Raw genomic sequence first — 17,702 nt, 5'->3', positions numbered from 1 at the left:
GCCCGAGTACGTACTGACGGATGGCCGGGGTCAGTTCGGCAGGCCGACCCCGGCCGCCCCTTTCCCCCTCCCTCTCGCGCCCCTTCTCTCCTTCTCTCCTTTTCTTATCGGATCCCTTATCGCATATCGCACCAGGAGTGACCGATGCCGCAGTCATTCGCGCTGCCCAGCTTCTATATGACGTATCCCGCCCGGCTGAACCCCCATGTCGAGTACGCGCGCGAGCGGTCCGAGCGGTGGGCGCGCGACATGGGGATGCTGGAAGGCTCCAAGGTCTGGGACACCGACGACCTGCGCTCTCATGACTACGCCCTGCTGTGCGCGTACACGCATCCGGACTGTTCCGCGGACGTGCTCACGCTGGTCACCGAGTGGTACGTGTGGGTGTTCTTCTTCGACGACGCCTTCCTCTGCCTGTTCAAGAAGACCGGCGACCTCGACGGCGGCAAGAAATACCTGGACCGCCTCGCCGCCTTCATGCCGACGGACTCCGCGCAGCCGATCCCGGAGCCCGCCAACCCCGTGGAGCGGGGCCTCGCGGACCTGTGGGCGCGCACCGTGCCCGCGATGTCCCAGGGCTGGCGCCAGCGGTTCGCCGAGAGCACGGTGAACCTGCTCAATGAGTCCCTGTGGGAACTGTCCAACATCAACAGCGGTCGGATCGCCAACCCCGTCGAGTACATCGAGATGCGCCGCAAGGTCGGCGGCGCGCCTTGGTCAGCGGGGATCGTCGAGTTCGCCGCGGGCGCCGAAGTACCGGCGTCGGTGGCGGACTCCAGGCCGCTGCGGGTCCTGCTGGAGACTTTCGCCGACGGGGTCCACCTGCGCAACGACCTGTTCTCCTACCAGCGGGAGATCGAAGAGGAGGGCGAACTGAGCAACGGTGTGCTCGTCCTGGAGACCTTCCTCGGCTGTACGACCCAGCAGGCCGCCGACAGGGTCAACGACCTCATCACCTCCCGGATGCGGCAGTTCGAGCACACCGCGCTGACCGAACTGCCCGCGCTCTTCGCCGAGAAGGCGCTGCCACCGCAGGACTGCGCGGCCGTGCTCGCGTATACGAAAGGCCTCCAGGACTGGCAGTCCGGCGGCCACGAGTGGCACATGCGCTCCAGCCGTTACATGAACGAGGGCTGTGTGCCCGACGCGTCGTCGCCGGGCCCCATGGGCATCGGAATCCCCGCCATGGGCCTCAAGGACCTGATCGCGGCCACCGGAGCCACCGAGCGGGCCCGCGCCTATTCCCATGTTCCGTTCCAGCGCGTGGGGCCGTCCGTGCTCCCCGACATGTCCCTGCCGTTCCCGCTGTCCCTCAGCCCCCACCTGGAGGCCTCGCGGCGTCACACGATCGACTGGTCGCACCGGATGGGCCTGCTCCAGCCGCAGCCCGGCGTGCCCGGCTCGTACGTCTGGGACGAGCGCAAGCTCGCCGGGATCGACCTGCCGCTGTGCGCCGCGGGCCTGCACCCGGACGCGACACCCGAGGCCCTCGACCTGGCGTCGTACTGGCTGACCTGGGGCACCTACGGGGACGACTACTTCCCGGCGGTGTTCGGCCGGACCCGTGACCTGGCGGGCGCGAAGCTGTGCAACGACCGCTTCCCGCTGTTCATGCCGCTCGACCTGGCCGACACACCGGAACCGGCGAACGCGCTGGAGCGGGGCCTGGCCGACCTGTGGCGGCGCACGGCCGGTCCGATGAGTCCGGGAGCCCGTGCGGCCTTCCGCACCGCCGTCGAGGAGATGACGGACAGCTGGTTGTGGGAGCTGTCCAACCAGGCGCAGAACCGCGTCCCCGACCCGGTCGACTACATCGAGATGCGACGGCTCACCTTCGGCTCCGGACTCACCATCAGCCTGTGCCATATCGGGCTCGGCGACACGGTCCCCGAAGAGGTCTACCGCAGCGGTCCGGTACAGGCGTTGGAGAACGCGGCCATCGACTACGCGTGCCTGCTGAACGATGTCTTCTCGTACCAGAAGGAACTCGAGTACGAGGGCGAGATCCACAACGGAATCCTGGTCACGCAGCACTTCTTCGACTGCGACTACCCCTCCGCGCTCCGGATGGTGCACGACCTGATGAAGGGGCGGCTGAGACAGTTCCAGCACCTGGCGGAGAACGAACTGCCCCGGCTGTGCGCGGACCTCGACCTGTCGGAGCAGGCTCGCGCGGGCCTGTGCGGATACGTCCGGGAGCTGGAGAACTGGCTGGCCGGGATTCTCAACTGGCATCACGGATGCGTCCGCTACCGCGCCGAGGACCTCACGCACAGCCCGCTGCCCGAGACGATGCCCCGCATCGATCTGCCCGCGCTGGTCCGGTGAACGGGAGCCGCCGCGCGGGACGCGGAAGCGGGCGGTGGTGCGGGCGGGTCGGGGCGGCGCTCGCCGCCACGGCCTGTGTGACGGTCTGCTGGGCGCCGACGGCCGCGGCCGATGCGCGGGCCCGCCCCGTGGGCGATGCCTGCGCGTACGTCGGCGTCGACCTGGACTTCGACGGGCTGGCCCGCACCGCGGGCGAGCGGGGGGTGGGCCAAGCGGTGTGGGACGCCTGCCACCCGACTCCCACGCCGACCCCGACACCGTCACCGACTCCCACACCGTCACCGACTCCGGCCCCGACTCCGGCCCCGACTCCGACTCCCACGCCGACACCGACTCCCACGCCGACACCGGCTCCCAAGCCGACGCCGACACCGGTGCCGACCCCGCCTCCGCCGAAGCCCACGCCGCCGCCTCCGTCGCCTCCCGCACCGTCCCCCTCGCCGACGCCTCCGGCGGCCCAGGCCCGCCCCGCCCCATCGGTGACGCCCCCGCCGCCCCCGCCCCCGACCCCGGAGCCGACTGCCACCCCGTCGCCTCCGCCCCGTACGACCCCGTCGCCCACTCCGTCCGTGCCGCGCGCCTACCAGGGCACACCGGCCAAGAAGGACCACGGCGGGCGGCCGCTCGCCGCTACCACGCTGCTCCTGGTGGTGCCCGCCGTGCTCGCCGCGGCCGCGCTCTCGCGAGGCTCCGGACTCGGCGGACGCTCAGGGGGCGGCCACGGCGGTCGCGGATGAACCCATGTCAGTTCCTATGAACCCCACGTCAGTTCCTTCCCCCTCTTTCACCCAGTTGGAGGCTCGTCGTGCCGCACTGGCTGACGCTGATCCTCGCCATGGCGGCGACCTGCGCGCTCGTCGTGATCATCACCAAGGTCGTCCGGCGGCGCGGCGTGGACACCGACCCGTCGGAGACCCCCGACGTCATCGAGTACATGACGATGATGATCGGCGTGGTGTACGCCATCGTGCTGGGCCTCGCCATCGCGGGCGTCTGGGAGGCCCGCGGCGAGGCCGACGCGACGGTGCGCACCGAGGCCCAGGCCCTGCACGAGGTGTCCGAACGCGCCCAGGTGTTCCCCGAGCCGGTGCGCGACAAGGTCGACCGGAGCATCGAGGCCTACGCCCGGTACGTCGTGGACGAGGAATGGCCGCGGATGGCGGAGCACGGGCAGCTGACCGAACGCGGAGACCAGCTCCTCGACGCCGTACGGGTGGCCGTCCGCGAGAGCGAGCCGCGCAACGAACTCCAGGGCCAGGCGTACGCGCCCATGGTCGACCAGGTGGCCCTGGCCGACGAGGCCCGGACCAACCGGGGTGACGCGGCGGAGCCCGCGATGCCGCCCGTGGTCTGGTTCGGGCTGATCGCCGGCGCCCTGGTGTCCGTCGGCATGATCTTCGCGCTGCAGATCCGGTACACCCGGCGCGAGCTGACGGTGGCGGGACTCTACACAGCGCTTTTCGTGTTCCTGCTGATCCTGATCTGGGACATGGACGCGCCCTTCAGCCGCGGCATGCCGATCACCGCCGACCCGTTCACCGGCCAGCTCACCGCCGGCGGCTGACCCCCGTGGCCACGCCCTCCGCGTCCATGGCCCCCGCGTCCACGGCCTCGTCGTACCGGTCCAGGACCAGCCGGGCGACCGCGTCATGCCGGGCGAGCGGCGCCGAGGTGCGCCGCGCGCCCGCACGCGCCGCGCGCCGCGTGAAGAAGCCCGGCGCGATCAAGTACGTGGCGAGCGAGACCTGTTCGTGCCCGGCGGCGCGCAGCTGGGCGACGGCCTCGGCAGGAGTCGGCGCGGACGCGCACAGATAGGACGGCACGACCGGCGTGCGCAGCCGCGCGGCCAGCAGCTCGGCCATCCGCTCGGTGTCGGCGTTGGCCCGCGGGTCGGTGGACCCGGCGGCCGCGAGCACCACCGGGCCGTCGCCGGGCGCGCGTCCCGCCTGGGTGAGCAGGTCGCCGAGCGCGGTGGCGAGCAGCGGGTCGGGCCCCAGCGCGCGGGCGGTACGGGTGCGCAGATGCGGCGCCGCGGCCAGCGCGTCGGGGATGTCCACCCGGATGTGGTAGCCCGTGCCGAGCAGCAGCGGGACGAGCACCGCGTCGCCGCTCAGCCCGGCCAGCGTCTCGGTCAGCGGCGGGTCCACCAGGTCCAGCCAGCCCACCTCGACCCGCAGCCCCGGCCGCAGTTCCCGTATCCGCTCCAGCAGCTCCAGCGTCGCCGCCGCCCCGGCGGCCTCCCGCGTGCCGTGCCCGACGGCCACCAGCGTCGGCGCCGCCCGCGCGGCGGAACGGGACCGGGGAGCGGGGCGCGGCGGCGCGGTCCGGGCCGCCGCGCCGACCGGGGGAGTGGCTGACGTAGGGCTCATCGCTCGGCGACGTCCACGTTGAGCCGGTACCCGCGCTTGGGCACCGTACGGACCAGACCCGCGTGCCTGCCCAGCGCCCCGCGCAGACGGGCCACGGCGGCCTCCACCACATGCTCGTCGGCCCGCTGCCCGGCCCAGGCGCGCCGCAGCAGGTCGGCCCGGCTCAGCACCCAGCCGGGGCGCTCGGCCAGCGCACGCAGCACGGCGGCCGACACCGGGGACAGCCAGATGCTCTCGCCGTCGACGAGCAGGGCGCTGCCCTGGAGGGCCAGCGTCCGGTCACCGGCCGACAGCTCCTGGCGGGCCCGCCGGGGCAGCGCCTGGGCGAGGGCGCGCACCATCGCGCCCAGCCGCCCGCGCTCCGGCCACAGCGGGTCCACGCCGAGTTCCTGGAGCGGGCGGGCGCAGACCGGCCCGACGCACACCGACAGCACATCGCCCTGAAGCCGGGCCAGCACCGCGTCATACTGCCCGGCCGCCCGCGCCGCCTCCAGGAACGCCGTGATCGCCGGGGCGCTGGTGAAGGTCAGCGCGTGCACCTCGCCGCGCGCCGTCAGCTCGGCGAGCCGCCGCACCGCGTCCGGGTCCTCGGGCGGCGCCCAGCGGTATACCGGCACCTCGATCACCTCGGCGCCGCGCTCCCGCAGCGCGCCCGTGAAGCCGGGCTGCGGCGCCCCGTGCTCCTGGACGGCGATCCGGCGGCCGCGCAGATCACGGGCGAGCAGCCAGGTCAGCAGCTCGTCGATGGCCTCGGAGCCCGGCGAGTACGCCTCGTCGAGCCCGCTGGCCCGGACCGCACCGGTCGCCTTGGGCCCCCGAGAGAGCACCGAAGCGCCCTGGCAGGCACGCGCGAGCGCGGCCCCGTGCCCCCAGCCGTCGGCCGCGCTCATCCAGCCGCGCCAGCCGACCCCGGTGGTGGCCACCACATAGTCGAGCGGCCCGGTCAGGCACTGTTCGGTGGCGTGGCGCAGCGCCGCGTCGTCCTCCAGAGGAACGATCCGCAGCGAGGGCGCCTCGATGATCCGGGCGCCCCGGCGCGACAGCAGACTGGCGAGTTCGTCGCGCCGACGCGCCGCCGTCACGCCGATGGTGAAGCCGGTCAGCGGCTGGTCGGTCTTGCGAGGTTCCATGCGTTGAAGGCTCAAGGAGCACCGTTGCGCCGCCATTGCCCGTATGTGACGTGCGCGTTAGCGAAGCGACGTCCTTTGTTACGGGAGATGTCCCCGACCCCACGGGCCCCGAGGTCGAGCGTGAGAACCGTATATCGCGCCCGCAACACAGCGGACCCTGCCGCGTAACGGCCACGCGTGACGATCGACGGCATGAAAACGATCCAAGCGAGCGGCACGGCGGGTCCGGGTGGTACGACGGACACCGTCGACACCCACTGCCCGTACTGCTCGCTGCAGTGCGGGATGCGCCTCGGGCCCGCCGCGGACGGCGCCCCGGTCGAGGTGCGGGAGCGGCCCGGCTTCCCGGTGAACCGCGGGGCGCTGTGCGGCAAGGGACAGAGCGCGGCCGCCGTCCTGTCGCGTACGGCCCGGCTGATCACCCCCCTCGTACGCGACGACGGCGGCGAGCTGCGCCCGGCCTCCTGGGACGAGGCGCTGGAGCGGACCGTCGCCGGGCTCACCGCGGCCCAGCGCCGCCACGGCGTCGACGCCGCGGGGATCTTCGGCGGCGGCGGACTGACCAACGAGAAGGCCTATCTGCTCGGCAAGTTCGCCCGCGTCGCGCTGCGTACGGTCAACATCGACTACAACGGCCGGTTCTGTATGTCGTCCGCGGCCGCCGCGGGCCGCAAGGCCTTCGGCGTCGACCGCGGCCTGCCCTTCCCGCTGGAGGACATCCCGCACAGCGGCTGTGTGATCCTGGTCGGCTCCAACCCGGCCGAGACCATGCCGCCCGCGCTGCGCTACTTCCGCGAACTGCGCGAGAACGGCGGCAAGCTGATCGTCGTCGATCCGCGCCGCACCCGCACCGCCGACCTCGCCGACCTGCACCTCCAGCCGGTGCCGGGCACCGACCTCGCCCTCGCGCTGGGCATGCTCCACCTGGTGATCGCCGACGGGCACCGCGACACGGCGTTCATCGACGCCCGTACCACCGGCTTCGAGCAGGCCAGGGCCGCCGCCATGGCGCACTGGCCGGAGCGCGTCGAGCAGCTGACCGGCGTCCCCGTGGACCAGCTGGCCGCCGCCGTCGACCTCTTCGCGCGGGCCGAGACCGGCATGGTGCTCACCGCGCGCGGCCCGGAGCAGCAGAGCAAGGGCACCGACACCGTGGGCGCCTGGATCAACCTCTGCCTGGCCACCGGCAAGGCCGGACGGCACTACTCCGGATACGGCTGCCTGACCGGGCAGGGCAACGGCCAGGGCGGCCGCGAGCACGGCCAGAAGGCCGACCAGCTGCCCGGCTACCGCTCCATCGAGGACCCCGAGGCCCGCGCCCACGTCGCGTCCGTGTGGGGCGTCGACCCCGCCGACCTGCCCCGCTCGGGCGTGTCCGCGTACGAGCTGCTCGACGGGCTCGGCCAGGACGGCGGCGTACGGGCCCTGCTCCTGATGGGCTCCAACCCCGTGGTGTCCGCGCCGCGCGCCGCACGGGTCACCGACCGGCTGCGCGCGCTGGACTTCCTCGCCGTCAGCGATGTGGTGCTCTCCGAGTCCGCCCAGCTCGCCGACGTGGTGTTCCCGGCGACGCAGTGGGCCGAGGAGACCGGCACCACCACCAACCTGGAGGGCAGGGTGATCCTCCGCCGCAAGGCCGTCGACGCGCCCGAAGGGGTGCGCAGCGACCTGTACGTGCTGCGCGAGCTGGCCGCCCGGCTCGGCGTGGAGAAGGGGTTCCCGGACGACCCGGAAGAGGTCTTCGAGGAGCTGCGCCGGGCCTCGGCGGGCGGCCAGGCCGACTACGCGGGCATCAGCTACGCGCGGGTGGCCGCCGAGGACGGCGTGTTCTGGCCCTGCCCCGACGAGGACCACGCCGGTACGCCCCGGCTCTTCCTGGACCGCTTCGCGACCCCCGACGGGCGGGCCAGGTTCGCGCCCGTGACGCACCGCCCGGCGGCCGAGGAGCCGGACGCCGACTATCCGCTGTATCTCACCACGGGCCGGGTGGTGTCCCAGTACCAGAGCGGCGCCCAGACCCGCCGCGTCCCGGAGCTGAACCGGGCCGCGCCAGGCCCGTTCGTCGAGCTGCACCCGCGGCTGGCCGAGCGGCTCGGGGCGGCCGACGGCGACCTCCTCGCGGTCACCAGCCGCCGCGGCCGGGCCGAGGCGCCGGCCAGGGTCACCGACACGATCAGGCAGGACACCGTCTTCATGCCGTTCCACTGGGGCGGCGCGGGGCGGGCCAACACGCTCACCAACCCCGCGCTCGACCCGGCGTCGAAGATGCCGGAGTTCAAGGTGTGCGCGGTCCGCGTCGAACGGGCGGAGGCCCCGCGATGACCGCACAGCCCACGACACAGCCCACGACACAGTCCACGCCCCAGCCCACGACGCGGTCCCCCGCACAACCCCCCGCCCCCCGCCGCATCGCCGTCGTAGGCGCCGGGATGGCCGCCGCCCGCTTCGCCGAGCGGTACGCCGCACTCGGCGGCCGCGGCCAGGTCACCCTGTACGGCGCCGAGCCCCGCGCCCCCTACAACCGCGTCCTGCTCGCCGACGTGCTCACCGGCCGCTACGACGCCGACGCGATCACCCTCCAGTCCGCCGCCGCGGAGCTCCGCACCGGCGCCGAGGTCACCGGCATCGACCTCGCGGCGCGCACCCTGACCACGGCCGACGGCACGACGGCAGGCTACGACGACCTGGTCCTGGCCACCGGCGCGAACCCCGTGCTGCCCCCGATCCGCGGCCTGCGCGCCGCCGACGGCGAGCTGCTGCCCGGCGTGCACTCCTTCCGCACGGTCGAGGAGTGCGCCCGGCTCGCCGACGAGGCCCGCGACGCGGAGCGCGCCGTGGTCATCGGCGGCGGCGTGCTCGGCGTGAGCGCCGCCCGCGCGCTGGCCGCGCTCGGGGTACGGGTGGAGATCGTCCACCAGGCCCCGCAGCTGATCGAGCGGCACCTCGACGCCCAGGCGGGCGCCGCCCTGCGCACCGCGCTCGCCGGGCTCGGCGTCGAGACCTACCCCGACAACCGGGCCCGCGCCCTGCGCGGCGCCGACCGCGTCACCGGCGTCGAACTGGCCAGCGGCTACGTCCTGGAGACCGACCTGGTGGTCCTGGCCTGCGGGGTCCGGCCGCGCACCGGCCTGGCGCACACCGCGGGCCTGCCCGTACGCCGCGGCGTCGAGGTCGACGACACCCTCGCCTGCGCGCCGGACGTCTACGCGATCGGCGACTGCGCCGAACACCGCGGAGCCGTGCACGGCCTGGCCGGGCCCGCCTGGGAACAGGCCGACGTGCTGGCCGCCCGGCTCTCCGGCGCCGACCCCGACGCCCGGTACACCGGCTCCCGGCCGCTGTCCCGGCTGACCGCGGGCCCGGTCCGGTACGCCGCCTTCGGCGACGTGGGCGCCGACGGGCCCGGCCTGGACGTCCTGCGCATCCAGGACGCCACCAGCGGCGCCTACAAGAAACTCGTGCTGCGCGGCGACCGGATCGTCGGCGGCATCCTCCTGGGCGACCTGGCCACGGTCGGCGCCCTCACTCGGGCCTACCAGCGGGACGAACCCATGCCCGCTGATCCCCTGTATCTGCTCACCACGCAAGGAGTTGCCCCATGACGCCGAAGCCGGTTGGCGCCGCCACCCGCAAGGAGCTGGTCCTGGTCGGCCACGGCATGGTCGGCCAGCGCTTTCTGGAGGCGCTTTTCGAGCAGCCTTCGGCCGCCGACACCTGGCGGGTCACCGTACTCGCCGAAGAGCCGAGGGCCGCCTACGACCGGGTCCAGCTCAGCTCCTGGTTCAAGGGCACGACCGCGGACGAACTCGGCATGTGCCCCAAGGAGTTCCTGGACGAGCACGGCATCGACCTGCGCTGCTCCGAACCCGCCGCGTCGGTGGACCGCGGAGCCCGCATCGTCACCACCGCGTCCGGCGAGCGACTCCCGTACGACGCGCTGGTGCTGGCCACCGGCTCGTACCCGTTCGTGCCGCCGGTACCGGGACACGACGCGGAAGGCTGCCATGTCTACCGCACCATCGAGGACCTGGAGGGCATCCGCGCGGACGCCGAGCGGGCACGGGTCGGCGCGGTGGTCGGCGGCGGACTGCTCGGCCTGGAGGCCGCGGGGGCGCTCACCGCACTCGGCCTGGAGACCCATGTGGTGGAGTTCGCCCCGCGCCTGATGGCCCTTCAGGTCGACGACGGCGGCGGCGAGATGCTGCGCCGCAAGATCGAGGACCTCGGCGTCCAGGTGCACACCGGCGCCGGAACCCAGCGCATCGACACCGGCGACGACGGCCGGGTCCGTTCCATGGCGCTCTCCGACGGCAGCGAGGTCAAGGCCGACCTGGTGATCTTCTCGGCGGGCGTGCGCCCCCGTGACCAGCTCGCCCGCGACTGCGGGCTCCCCGTCGGCGAGCGCGGCGGCATCGTCGTCGACGAGCGGTGCCGTACCGAGGACCCGCATGTGTGGGCCATCGGCGAGTGCGCGCAGACCGTCGACGGGCGGGTGTACGGACTGGTCGCGCCCGGCTACGCGATGGCCGAGGCCGTGGCTCGCGAACTCGGAGACGGCGAAGGCTCGTTCACCGGTGCCGACACCTCCACCAAGCTCAAGCTGCTCGGCGTGGACGTGGCCAGCTTCGGCGACGCGCAGGGCGCCGCGGACGGCGCCCTGGACCTGGTGTACGCCAACAGCCGCGCGGGCGTCTACAAGAAGCTGGTGATCGGCCCCGACGGCGCCCTGCTCGGCGGCGTCCTCGTCGGCGACACCGAGTCGTACGCGACCCTGCGGCCGCTCGCCATCGGCGGCGCCCCGCTGCCCGCGCCCCCGGAACAGCTGGTCCTGCCCGCGGGCTCCGGCGCGCCGGTCGGACCGATCGCGCTGCCCGACGACGCCGTGGTCTGCTCCTGCCACAACGTCAGCAAGGCCGCCATCAAGGCCGCCGTGCACGAGGGCGGCTGCACCAGCGCCCCCGAGGTCAAGAAGTGCACCAAGGCGGGCAGCGGCTGCGGCAGTTGCGTCAAGCTGATGACCACCATCGTCACCGACGAACTGGCCGCCAGCGGAGTGGAGGTCTCCTCCGCCCTGTGCGAGCACTTCCCGCACACCCGTGCCGAGCTCTACGAGATCATCCAGGTCAAGGGCATCACCGACTTCTCCCGCGTGCTCGCCGAACACGGCACGGGCGAAGGGTGCGACATCTGCAAGCCCACCGTCGCCTCGATCCTCGCGAGCCTCGGCGGCGGCCACATCCTGCACGGCGAACAGGCCGCCCTCCAGGACACCAACGACCACTTCCTCGCCAACCTCCAGCGCAACGGCTCCTACTCCGTCGTCCCGCGCGTGCCCGGCGGTGAGATCACCCCCGAAGGGCTGATCGTCATCGGCGAGATCGCCCGTGACTTCGGCCTCTACACCAAGATCACCGGCGGGCAGCGGATCGACCTGTTCGGGGCCCGCGTCGACCAGCTCCCGCCGATCTGGAAGCGCCTGGTCGACGCCGGATTCGAGTCCGGGCACGCCTACGGCAAGGCGCTGCGCACCGTGAAGTCCTGTGTCGGCGAGACCTGGTGCCGCTACGGCGTCCAGGACTCGGTGGGCCTGGCCATCGAACTGGAGTTGCGCTACCGGGGGTTGCGCGCCCCGCACAAGCTCAAGTCCGCGGTATCCGGCTGCGCCCGCGAGTGCGCGGAGGCCCAGAGCAAGGACTTCGGCGTCATCGCGACGTCCACGGGCTGGAACCTCTACGTCGGCGGCAACGGCGGCATGACGCCCCGGCACGCGGACCTGCTCGCCGCCGACCTGGACCGCGAGACCCTGATCCGCACCATCGACCGCTTCCTGATGTTCTACATCCGCACCGCCGACCGCCTGGAGCGCACCGCGCCCTGGCTGGAGCGCCTGGAGGGCGGCCTGGACCACCTGCGCGAGGTCGTGATGGAGGACTCGCTCGGCATCTGCGACGACCTCGACGAACTGATGGGCCGTCATATCGAGACCTACGAGGACGAGTGGGCCGCGACCCTGGCCGACCCGGACCGAGTGCGCCGCTTCGTCTCCTTCGCCAACGCGCCCGGCACCCCCGACCCGACCGTGCGCTTCGCCCCCGAGCGCGACCAGATCCGCCCGGCCAGGCCCGGCGAACTGGTCGCCGGACCCGCACTGGAGGTACGTACCCGATGAGCCCGACGAACCCGACGAGCCCGCTGACCGAGGCGAACGTGGAGATCCACGACGGAGCCGAGTGGCGGCCCGTCTGCGCCCTGGCCGACCTGATTCCGGGCCGCGGCGTCGCGGTCCTCGTCGACGGCGAGCAGGTCGCCGTCTACCGCGACCGCGCGGGGAACGTCTACGCCATCGACAACCACGACCCGTTCAGCGAGGCGTACGTCATGTCGCGCGGCATCCTCGGCAGCCGCGGCGACGTCCCGGTGGTGATGTCCCCCATGTACAAGCAGGCCTTCGACCTGCGCACCGGCGCCTGCCTCGACGAGGAGACCCCCGCCCTGCGGGTGTGGCCGGCGCGGGTCGCCGAGCCCGCCGGGCCGGGCGGCGGATCCCCGCCTCGAACCTCACAGCTCGCCGCGGCCGGTGTGCGCGAGCCGTAGCACGACGGAGCCACCACGGTCGGCGGGGGGAAATCTCCCGCCGCCAGGGTGAACACCGTCTCAACCGCTCCTCCGACACCCTGGCAGGCTCTCCATGACCACTGCGGCAGACCCGAAACCGCGACCTTCCGTACGCACCCGCGACATCGAAGACTGGCGGCCGGAAGACCGTGCCTTCTGGGACGAGGCGGGCGCCCGCATCGCCCGCCGCAACCTCGTCTTCTCAGTGATCTCCGAACACATCGGCTTCTCGGTCTGGAGCCTCTGGTCGGTGATGCTCCTCTTCCTCGGCCCGGAGTACGGCATCGACCCGGCTGGGAAGTTCACGCTCGCCGCCGTGCCCGCGGCACTCGGGGCGGGGCTGCGGCTGCCGTACACCTTCGCGGTGGCCAAGTTCGGCGGCCGCAACTGGACGGTCTTCAGCGCGAGTCTGCTCCTGGTCCCGACCGTCCTCGCCGCGATCGTGCTGGAGCCGGGCGTCAGTTACACCACGCTGCTCGTGGTGGCCTGTGTCGCCGGTGTCGGCGGCGGCAACTTCGCCTCGTCCATGGCGAACATCAACGCCTTCTATCCGCAGCGGCTCAAGGGCTGGGCGCTCGGCATCAACGCGGGCGGCGGCAACCTCGGCGTACCGGCCGTCCAGCTGCTCGGCCTGCTGGTGCTGGCCACGGCGGGCGCCGCCCATCCGCGCCTGCTGCCGATGATCTACATCCCGCTGATCGTGCTGGCCGCACTCGGCGCCGCGTTCAACATGGACAACCTGACCGGCATGCGCAACGACAAGCGGGCGATGCGCGACATCTGCAAGGAGCCGCACACCTGGATCATCTCGGGTCTGTACATCGGCACCTTCGGCTCGTTCATCGGCTTCAGCTTCGCCTTCGGCATGGTGCTCAAGATCCAGTTCAGTGAGCAGTTCGACACCCCGCTGAAGGCCGCCTACCTCACCTTCATCGGGCCGCTGCTCGGCTCGCTGATCCGCCCGGTGGGCGGCCTGCTCGCCGACCGGTTCGGCGGCGCGAAGGTGACGCTGTGGAACTTCGCCGGGATGACGGCGGGAGCGCTGGTGGTGCTGGTGGCCTCGCGCCAGGAGTCGCTGGGGCTGTTCATCGCGGGCTTCGTGGCGCTCTTCGTGCTCACCGGGATCGGCAACGGCTCGGTCTACAAGATGATCCCGGCCATCTTCCGCGCCAAGGCGAAGATCGCCGTCGGCGGCGGCATCGACGAGAACGAGGCCGAGGAGCGCTCCCGCCGCGGGGCCTCGGCGCTGATCGGGATCGCCGGATGCGTCGGAGCCTTCGGCGGCGTCCTGGTCAACATCGCCTTCCGGCAGTCCTTCCTCAGCACCGGGAACGCCGACACCGCGTACCTGGTCTTCTGCCTCTCCTACGTCCTGTGCTTCGTGGTGACCTGGGCGGTCTATCTGCGGCCCTCGCCGAAGCGCCTGACCGGGGTGTAGCCCCCGGCTCAGGACAGCGCGTCGACGAGCCGGGCCAGGGCCGCCGCCAGCGGCCCGAGGCCCGGCCCCGCGCGTCCACCGGGCTCGGCCATATACCGGTCGCGCCGAATCTCGATCATCAGCGCACCCACCCGCGGGTCACGCCCGTAGTGCCGCAGCGGGACATACGTCCCCGCGAACGGGCTGTTCACCGCCGTGCCCCCGCATGCCGCGAACGCCCGCTCCGCGTGCCCGAGCAGCTCGTCGGACGTGTGGAAGGCGTCCGTGCCCAGGCACACCGGCGGCCGCGCCCCGGCTCCGTGCAGCTCGTAGGGCAGCGCCCGGCTGGGATACGAGTGCACGTCGACGAGCACGGCCCGCCCGGTGGCCGCCAGACGGGCGTCGACCGCGTCGGCGACCGCCCGCGCGTACGGCTCGAAATAGGCCTCGATCAGCGGCTCGGGGTCGGCGTCCGGCGGGCGCAGCCGGGTACCCCGCGAGGTGTGCGTGTACACCGCGCCCATCCCGACCGCCCGCATCTCCTCCCGCTCGTCGGGAAACCGCTCCGGGTCGACGACCAGCCGGGACAGCCGGTTCACGAACCGCCACGGGGTGACGGACGCCGCCGCCGCGGCCCGCTCCGCGAGGGTGTCGGTATGCGCGTCGGTGAGCTGGTCCAGCTCGTCCTCCAACGCCGCGTCATCCAGCGCGATACCGCGCCGGACCGCCTCGGGGACGGCCCGCGCGGCATGCGGCACATGCAGCAGTACGGGGGAGTCCGGCGCGCCGGGCAGCAGCTGGAAGGGCGTACGGGTCATGAGGGCACCCTACGGACCCGCTCACCCCGCACCGCATCGCCTCACCCCGCATCGCCTCACTCTGGATCGCGTCACCCCAGGTCGAACAGGTTGCGCAGGCCGAGACGGTAGCGCGTACGGTCGTGACGCTTGAGGGACTCCAGCTCCGGCGGCCGGAACAACGGGATGACCTCGCACCGGGGCGCGCGCGAACCCACCTCGTCCAGCAGGGCGTTGACCGCCTCGCGGGCCGACGCGTTGGCGCCCTCCATCGTCGCCAGGTCGATGTCCACGGCCACATAGTCCCCGGACAGGAACAGGTTGGGGATCGCGGTCCGGGCCGTCGGGCGATGGTGGAAGGTGCCGACCGGGTGGATCAGCAGCTCGTCCTCGTTGGTCGGGTCCGGGGTGCCGATGCCGTCCACGCCGGGGTCGAGGAACCACGAGTGCAGCAGGCCGTCCCGGAGCACGTTCCGGCCGGTGTCGTTCAGCGCGGCCTTGAGCTGCGCCCACACCTCGCGGGCGACCTCGTCGCGGGTGCACTGCTTGGCCGTCTTGCCGTACAGCATGCCGGGCTTGTCCCACTCGGAGATGTCCACCGACAGACAGTCCCGCACCGTGCCGTCGCCGTAGTCGGCGGGAAAGTCGCGGTCCGGCCAGTGCGTCGCCTGCGCGATCGCGGTCAGCGACCAGGGCGAGTCGACGCAGTTGAGATGCCCGTGCAGGATCGGCGTGCGCTCGGTGAGATAGAACTGGATGCCCGTCATCCAGTCCGTCTCCAGCTTGTCGCAGCGCGCCAACTGCGGGTCCGCCGCTCTGAGTTCGGCACCCCAGGTGGGCCGGGCGTGCTCCACGGGCATGGCCTGGACGTAGTGGTCGGCGGTGACGGACCGGCGTACGCCGTCGGGGTCGTCGACCGCGACCGAGGTGATCCGCCCCGCGCCGAACCGCAGTTCGCGCACGCTCCAGCCGATCTTGAACTCCACGCCCAGGGACCTCAGATGGGCCGCCCAGGGGTCGATCCAGGCCTCGTTCGTGGGCGCGTTCAGAATCCGGTCCGGCGGTCCGTCCGCGCCCCGGCCCAGCGCGTTGAACACGAAGGCCTCGCCGAGCGTGCCGACCGTACGAGTGCTGGCCTCCTCGGCCTTGGTCGCGACGATGTTCCGGGTCACCCCGACGGCCAGCAGCCGCTGGTACGTCTCGGACATCCGCCCGGCCCGCACGAAGTCCCACCAGGGAGTGGCCTCCCACTGCCGGTCGCGTCGCTCGTCGCAGCTGGTGAGGAAGACCACCGCGCGGTTCACGAAGTACGCCGCCTCGTGCGCGGGCAGCCCCTTCGCGGCGTCCAGCAGACCGCGCAGGGCGCGCCGGATCTCGTCGAGGCTCAGCTCGGCGGGCCGGTGGCCCGGCCACGGGAGGGGGATGCGCAGATCCTCGTACCCGGTGCGCGCCATCATCATCTCCCTGGGCGCGACGAGGTTGTCCCACACGCCGTTGGCGTTGCCGGGGAACGGCGTACGGCGCATCGTGTCGGGGAGGTTGTGGTAGATCCCCGGAATGAACCGGAAGCCGTGCTCGGCGGGCAGCGGTCGGCGAGCACCCTTGGCGCTGTCCGGCACGTCCATCGAGCGGGCCTTGCCGCCGAGCGCGCGGCGCTCGTAGACGGTCACGGCGAAGCCGCGTTCGGCCAGTTCGTGTGCGGCGGTCAGCCCGGCCACGCCGCCGCCCAGCACGGCCACGGAGTGCCGCTCCTCGGCGCGGGACGCCGCCGCGGTGTGCGGCAGGCCGAGCGCGGCCGCCCCGCCCGCCGCGGCCGTGCCCGCCACGAATGCGCGTCGTGTACTGCCCGTACGCCCCATGCCCACCCCTTACCGACGGTAACTGTATGTCGGCGCAGGAGCATAGGGGCCCCACCGGTCACCCGGAAGGACACCCGCACCAATGGCGCGAAACCGCCGTCGACTCCTTTCCTACGCGTCCCCACCGCTCAGGACCTCGCCGAGGTCATAGCCGACCGGCTCGTCCAGCTGCGCGTACGTACAGCTGGCCGGATCCCGGTCGGGCCGCCAGCGGCGGAACTGGGCGGTGTGCCGAAACCGCGCCCCGTTCTCCAGGTGGTCGTACGCCACCTCCGCGACCAGCGCCGGCCGCAGCGGCACCCAGGACGGATCCTTCTTCCCCGACCATCTGCTCGGGGCCCCCGGCAGCCGCGCCGACTCGTGGGCCGACTCCTCGCCCCAGGCCGCCCACGGATGCCCGTCGGCCGACTCCATCCGCAGCGGCTCCAGCTCCTCGACCAGCTCCGCCCGGCGCCTCATCGCGAACGCCGCGCAGACCCCGACATGCTGGAGCATCCCCTCGGCGTCGTACAGGCCTAGCAGCAGCGAGCCCACGACGGGGCCGCTCTTGTGGAAGCGGTAGCCCGCGACCACCACATCCGCCGTCCGCTCGTGCTTGATCTTGAACATCAGGCGCTCACCCGGCCGGTAGCGCAGATCGAGCGGTTTGGCCATGACCCCGTCCAGGCCCGCGCCCTCGAAGGCCGTGAACCACTCCAGGGCGAGCTCGGGATCGGTCGTCGCGGGGGCCACATGCACCGGGGCCGACGTCCGGGACAGGGCCTTGACCAGCAGAGCCCTGCGGTCGGTGAGCGGGACGTCGAGCAGGGCCTGGTCGCTGAGCGCGAGCAGGTCGAAGGCCACGAACGAGGCCGGGGTCCGCTCGGAGAGCAGCTTCACCCGCGACGCGGCGGGGTGGACGCGCTCGGTGAGCGCGTCGAAGTCCAGCCGCCCGCCGCGGGCGATCACCAGCTCCCCGTCCAGGACGCACCGCGGAGGCAGCCGCGCCCGCAGTGCCTCGACCAGCTCGGGAAAGTACCGGGTCAGCGGCTTGCCGGTGCGGCTGCCCAGCTCGACCTCGGCGCCGTCCCGGAACACGATCGCCCGGAAGCCGTCCCACTTGGCCTCGTAGTGCATACCGGGCGGGATCTTCGCCACGGACTTGGCGAGCATCGGCTTGACGGGCGGCATCACCGGGAGATCCATGA

The 17,702-nt window shown here is 72.8% G+C and carries 13 protein-coding genes; 8 read left to right on the top strand and 5 right to left on the bottom strand.

The window, feature by feature from the left end; translation table 11 throughout:
• Positions 1-144: 144 nt before the first annotated feature.
• From ACX6XY_RS18410 to ACX6XY_RS18400, 3 genes are all read left to right on the top strand, one after another.
• Positions 145-2,328 (top strand): terpene synthase family protein, encoded by a 2,184-nt coding sequence (locus tag ACX6XY_RS18410; RefSeq protein WP_460331862.1) that lies wholly within the window; start codon positions 145-147, stop codon positions 2,326-2,328.
• 569 nt (positions 2,329-2,897) lie between these two features.
• Positions 2,898-3,065 carry a hypothetical protein gene (locus ACX6XY_RS18405; RefSeq protein WP_460331860.1) on the top strand — a complete coding sequence of 56 codons (168 nt, stop codon included), beginning with the start codon at positions 2,898-2,900 and terminating at the stop codon, positions 3,063-3,065.
• 68 nt (positions 3,066-3,133) lie between these two features.
• The gene (locus ACX6XY_RS18400) at positions 3,134-3,892 is read left to right on the top strand and encodes a bestrophin-like domain (RefSeq protein WP_460331858.1); all 759 of its coding nucleotides are present in this window, start codon (positions 3,134-3,136) and stop codon (positions 3,890-3,892) included.
• Here ACX6XY_RS18400 and ACX6XY_RS18395 read toward each other — a convergent pair.
• Both ACX6XY_RS18395 and ACX6XY_RS18390 read right to left on the bottom strand, forming a co-directional pair.
• Positions 3,876-4,697: a sirohydrochlorin chelatase gene (locus tag ACX6XY_RS18395; protein WP_460331856.1), complete on the bottom strand. Its 822-nt coding sequence runs from the start codon at positions 4,695-4,697 to the stop codon at positions 3,876-3,878. The two genes, ACX6XY_RS18400 and ACX6XY_RS18395, sit on opposite strands and share 17 nt — an antisense overlap.
• Positions 4,694-5,827 carry a uroporphyrinogen-III synthase gene (locus ACX6XY_RS18390; RefSeq protein ID WP_460331854.1) on the bottom strand — a complete coding sequence of 378 codons (1,134 nt, stop codon included), beginning with the start codon at positions 5,825-5,827 and terminating at the stop codon, positions 4,694-4,696. Before ACX6XY_RS18390 ends, ACX6XY_RS18395 begins: the two co-directional genes overlap by 4 nt.
• A gap of 192 nt (positions 5,828-6,019) precedes the next feature.
• Here ACX6XY_RS18390 and ACX6XY_RS18385 point away from each other — a divergent pair, with 192 nt between their 5' ends.
• The 5 genes from ACX6XY_RS18385 (at position 6,020) to ACX6XY_RS18365 (ending at position 13,880) form a co-directional block, all read left to right on the top strand.
• Positions 6,020-8,149, top strand: a complete 2,130-nt coding sequence (locus tag ACX6XY_RS18385) for a molybdopterin oxidoreductase family protein (RefSeq protein ID WP_460331852.1) — start codon at positions 6,020-6,022, stop codon at positions 8,147-8,149.
• Positions 8,146-9,429: an NAD(P)/FAD-dependent oxidoreductase gene (locus tag ACX6XY_RS18380; protein ID WP_460331850.1), complete on the top strand. Its 1,284-nt coding sequence runs from the start codon at positions 8,146-8,148 to the stop codon at positions 9,427-9,429. Before ACX6XY_RS18385 ends, ACX6XY_RS18380 begins: the two co-directional genes overlap by 4 nt.
• On the top strand, positions 9,426-11,996 hold the full coding sequence (nirB, locus tag ACX6XY_RS18375; RefSeq protein WP_460331848.1) for a nitrite reductase large subunit NirB: 2,571 nt from the start codon (positions 9,426-9,428) through the stop codon (positions 11,994-11,996). The genes ACX6XY_RS18380 and nirB overlap by 4 nt, the downstream gene beginning before the upstream one ends.
• Positions 11,993-12,421, top strand: a complete 429-nt coding sequence (gene nirD, locus ACX6XY_RS18370; RefSeq protein ID WP_460331846.1) for a nitrite reductase small subunit NirD — start codon at positions 11,993-11,995, stop codon at positions 12,419-12,421. Before nirB ends, nirD begins: the two co-directional genes overlap by 4 nt.
• Positions 12,422-12,515: 94 nt before the next feature.
• Positions 12,516-13,880, top strand: coding sequence for a nitrate/nitrite transporter (locus ACX6XY_RS18365; RefSeq protein WP_460331845.1), 1,365 nt, complete (start codon positions 12,516-12,518; stop codon positions 13,878-13,880).
• Between the two features lie 8 nt (positions 13,881-13,888).
• On the opposite strand, the gene ACX6XY_RS18360 is transcribed toward ACX6XY_RS18365, so the two are convergent.
• The 3 genes from ACX6XY_RS18360 to ACX6XY_RS18350 form a co-directional block, all read right to left on the bottom strand.
• Entirely contained in the window at positions 13,889-14,677 is a 789-nt protein-coding gene (locus ACX6XY_RS18360) for an N-formylglutamate amidohydrolase (protein WP_460331843.1), read from the bottom strand.
• A 71-nt stretch (positions 14,678-14,748) separates the two neighbouring features.
• Positions 14,749-16,515: a hydroxysqualene dehydroxylase gene (locus tag ACX6XY_RS18355; RefSeq protein WP_460331841.1), complete on the bottom strand. Its 1,767-nt coding sequence runs from the start codon at positions 16,513-16,515 to the stop codon at positions 14,749-14,751.
• A gap of 111 nt (positions 16,516-16,626) precedes the next feature.
• A complete protein-coding gene (locus tag ACX6XY_RS18350; RefSeq protein WP_460331839.1) occupies positions 16,627-17,700 on the bottom strand; it encodes an ATP-dependent DNA ligase in 1,074 nt (357 codons plus the stop codon).
• Between the last annotated feature and the right edge of the window lie 2 nt (positions 17,701-17,702).

The sequence above is a fragment of the Streptomyces sp. O3 genome (assembly GCF_054788135.1).
This window is presented reverse-complemented; position numbering and strand designations above follow the sequence as displayed.